The organism is Mesorhizobium sp. M1A.F.Ca.IN.020.04.1.1, from assembly GCF_003997315.1.
Classification (GTDB): Bacteria; Pseudomonadota; Alphaproteobacteria; order Rhizobiales; family Rhizobiaceae; genus Mesorhizobium.
On record NZ_RZSN01000307.1, the window covers coordinates 1 to 3,651 of the forward strand.

Consider the following 3,651-nt stretch of genomic DNA (forward strand, 5'->3'; position numbering starts at 1 on the left):
CGCCGAGCTCGCCGAGGTCGCGACCGCCATGAATGTGCCGGCGGACAAGCTCAGGCAGCGTACCGAGGCGCTGCATGAGTTCAATCCGATGCTCGGGCATCGCGGCTGCCGTCTGGCGGTCTCCTATCCCGAGATCGCCGAGATGCAGGCACGCGCCATTTTCGAGGCGGCGGTTCAGGCCGGCCACAAGGCCGGCGCGCTGGTGGTGCCCGAAATCATGGTGCCGCTGGTCGGCCTCGTGAAGGAGCTGCAATACGTCAAGGCGCGCATCGATGCCGTCGCGCAAAGCGTCATGCAGGAGACCGGCACCAAGATCGACTATCTTACCGGCACCATGATCGAGCTGCCGCGCGCAGCCATCCGCGCCCATGTCATTGCCGAAGCGGCCGAGTTCTTCTCCTTCGGCACCAACGATCTGACCCAGACGACTTTCGGCATCTCGCGCGACGATGCGGCCTCCTTCCTTGAAACCTACCGGCAGAAAGGTATCATCGAACAGGATCCGTTCGTTTCGCTGGACATCGACGGTGTCGGCGAACTGGTGCGGATTGCGGCGGAAAAGGGCAAGGGAACACGACCCGACATCAAGCTCGGCATTTGCGGCGAGCATGGCGGCGACCCGGCCTCGATCCGCTTCTGCGAAGAGGTCGGCCTCGACTATGTGTCATGCTCGCCTTACCGTGTACCGATTGCCCGGCTGGCTGCGGCCCAGGCGGCCGTGGAGGCCGCGAAGGGAAGAGCCAAGCGCGCCTGAACGGCGCGCTCCATCTTACGATTTCGTATGGAAACTCACGCGAACGTGCGCGCGCTGGTTCTCAATCTCGACATCGTTCCTGGGCAGTTTCTGGTTCCGAATTACTCGGGGCGTGAAACAGATGTTGCAGATTTCCCCCACCTCTTTCCGATCGATCCTGATCATGCAGACCAAGTTCATAGGCGACATCGTGCTTGCCTCTGCCTTGGCGAAGAACCTTCAGCTCGGATATCCAGGTGTGAAGGTCGTGTTCCTGTGCGATGCCAGGTTTGCTGGATTTCTAACAGCGCATGGCATCGCAGCGGAGGTCGTTTCGTTCAGCCGTGCCGGCATGCGCGGCACGCCGCTCCAGCGCGGGCGCGAGCTTGTCCGGGTTGTGCGAACTTTGCGGCGGCACCGCTTCGACATGGTCATCGACATCACCGATTCCAAGACTTCGCGGCTGGTGTCCGGATTGGTCCGTGCCCCGATTCGTGTCGGCCACTATCCGACGGAGCGACCTCTGCGCTGGCTTGAGCGCCAGCCTGCCAATGTCAGGATGAAGCCGTACGGATTCGGCGAAAAACATTATCTCTTCCGCTATTTGTCGCCGCTCGAGGTGCTCGGCGTCGACCTGCGCGTCAGGGCACCGGCTATCCGCCCGCTGCCCTTCGAAACGACGCAAGCGCTCGCCTTGCTGAGCAAGCATCATTTGCGGCCAAATGCCTTCGTGGCGGTGCATGCGGGGGCGAGCTTCATCGGGCGTCGCTGGCAGCCGGAGCGCTTTGCGGCCGCGATCGAACGGATATCGTCCGAAACTGGCCTGGACGCTGTGCTGATCGGCGGCCCTGATGAGCACGAGGCGGCGGACAAGATCATGGCGGCAGCGAAAACGCCGGTCGTCAATCTGGTCGGCACGCTCTCGCTCGAAACGTTGCTGGCGCTGCTCAAGGAGGCCAGATTATTCCTCGGCAATGAGAGCGGCCCGATGCATATGGCGGCCGCAGCCGGCACTCCGGTCGTCGGTCTGTTCGGCCGGACCAATCCGGTTCGATGGGGCCCGGTCGGCGTCCCCAGCATCTCGTTGCGCCCCTCCATGCCCTGCGATTGCGTCGGCGGCGACCTGTGCCGTCGGACCGATTCGAGCAAGGCATGCTGTGTCTGGCGCCTTGAAGTGGATTCCGTGGTCGAGGCGGTGCGCGAACTTTTGGCGCGTACCGACGTGGCGCTTGAGCAGGCGGTCTAGCTCAAGTCTGCTAAAGGCGTGTTGAGCTTTTGCAGCTACTCTCCATGCAAATTGTCGCGCGGTGGCTTTTCGGATGCGAACCGTTCCGATTTTCGCCTAGATGCGCGTCTTGTTGAGGCCATCTTGCGGTTGAGCGGCTTGACGGGCCGGGCATGGGAATGACGGGTTTGCTTCAAAAATCTCTTTGCGCGATCGCGCTATCGCTTGTCGTGGTCTCGGCTGGCAATGCCGGGACGCTGGTCGAACCGACGTTGCATCTGACGCCGCAAGGCGGCGGTGGCCGTGTCGCGCTCACGCTGGACGCCTGCGGCGGGAAGACCGATACGCGCATTCTTTCGGCCCTGGTCGAAAACAAAATTCCCGCGACTATCTTCGTCACCGGCATCTGGCTGAAGCGCAACGCCGCCGCTGTCGGGATCATGCGCGCGCATCCTGATCTGTTCGAACTGGAAAACCACGGTGGCCGCCATATCCCGGCGGTCGACACGCCCCGCAAGATCTACGGCATCAGCAGTGCCGGCAGTCCAGATGCCGTTCAGGCCGAGGTCGAGTCGGGTGCCGCGGCGCTTGCGAGCGCTGGCGGCCCGCCGCCGAAATGGTTTCGCGGCGCCACCGCCGAATACAGCCCGTCGGCGATCGCCATGATCCGCAAGCTGGGCTTCAAGGTCGCGGGCTTTTCCGTCAATGGCGACGGCGGCTCACTGCTCGGCGCCAGGGAAACCGCCCGGCGCATCGCCGCTGCCAAGGATGGCGACGTCATCATCGCTCACATCAACCAGCCGACCCATGCCGCGGGCGAGGGTGTCGTCCAGGGCCTGCTCGCCCTGAAGCAGAAGGGCCTGACCTTCGTTCGGCTGGACGACGCCGACGACGTCGGCAACGACGGCACCACGGATTAATCCGTGGCGGAGGTTGATGACGACGGCTGGGAGGCTCAGCGACCTCGGAGATCCGCGATGCTTTCCGCCGCAGTCTATCACTCCGGCTTAGTCTCGACCGTCACCTTGCCCGTATAGAACGCGCCGTGATCGCGGATCTCGACCACTTCGTCGAAAGGCTGCTCATAGGCCCACATCGCGTCCCTGCCGCTGTCGCCGGCCGGCAGCACGCTCCAATAGCTCGCGTTGCCCTTGTAGGGACAATGCGTCGAATGCTCGGTCCTGGCGAGCTTGCTGAGATCGATATCGTCGAAGGGAATATAGAAAACCGCCGGGTAGGGCGGTTCCGACAAGAGCCTGGCCCGGGTAGACCGGGCGATGACGACGTCGCCGGCGCTGACTGTGACGGTGCCGCGATAAGGCTCGATCGTTATCACCTTGTCGGGATTGCGCTGAAAGCCGGGGGCGGGGTTGGCACGCTTGTCCAAGACGGGTCTCGTCGGCAGTTTGAGGAAGGTGCGTGGCGGTTTTTCCGTTCGGAACCGCTTCTCGTCCGTCAAAGGTGGATCGGCCCGACGCCTCGCGCAAGGCGGCGCGATGACGCGTCGCGTGCAGCGAAATAATGTTCTAACCGCCGACAGTCAGGCGGCGGCCTTGAATGCGTCCATGAGGCCGGCATAGGCGGCAGCGATGCCGGCGACCGGATTGCTGCTTCTCGCCGCTGTCTCGACCTTCAGCGCGCCGCCGGCGGTCGGCAGCGTGAGCAGCAGGAACTGGCGGTTACCCCCCTCCCC

The 3,651-nt window shown here is 63.5% G+C and carries 4 protein-coding genes; 3 read left to right on the top strand and 1 reads right to left on the bottom strand.

Annotation, left to right across the window (positions count from 1 at the left end; all coding sequences use genetic code 11):
- From EOA49_RS30980 to EOA49_RS30990, 3 genes are all read left to right on the top strand, one after another.
- The coding region (locus tag EOA49_RS30980; protein WP_348626905.1) for a putative PEP-binding protein at positions 1-754 on the top strand (754 nt) is incomplete at its 5' end.
- 121 nt (positions 755-875) lie between these two features.
- The gene (locus EOA49_RS30985; protein ID WP_127243565.1) at positions 876-1,979 is read left to right on the top strand and encodes a glycosyltransferase family 9 protein; all 1,104 of its coding nucleotides are present in this window, start codon (positions 876-878) and stop codon (positions 1,977-1,979) included.
- A gap of 152 nt (positions 1,980-2,131) precedes the next feature.
- Positions 2,132-2,878: a polysaccharide deacetylase family protein gene (locus EOA49_RS30990; protein ID WP_206519879.1), complete on the top strand. Its 747-nt coding sequence runs from the start codon at positions 2,132-2,134 to the stop codon at positions 2,876-2,878.
- 77 nt (positions 2,879-2,955) lie between these two features.
- On the opposite strand, the gene EOA49_RS30995 is transcribed toward EOA49_RS30990, so the two are convergent.
- Positions 2,956-3,345, bottom strand: a complete 390-nt coding sequence (locus EOA49_RS30995; RefSeq protein ID WP_127240121.1) for a DUF427 domain-containing protein — start codon at positions 3,343-3,345, stop codon at positions 2,956-2,958.
- Positions 3,346-3,651 lie beyond the last annotated feature (306 nt).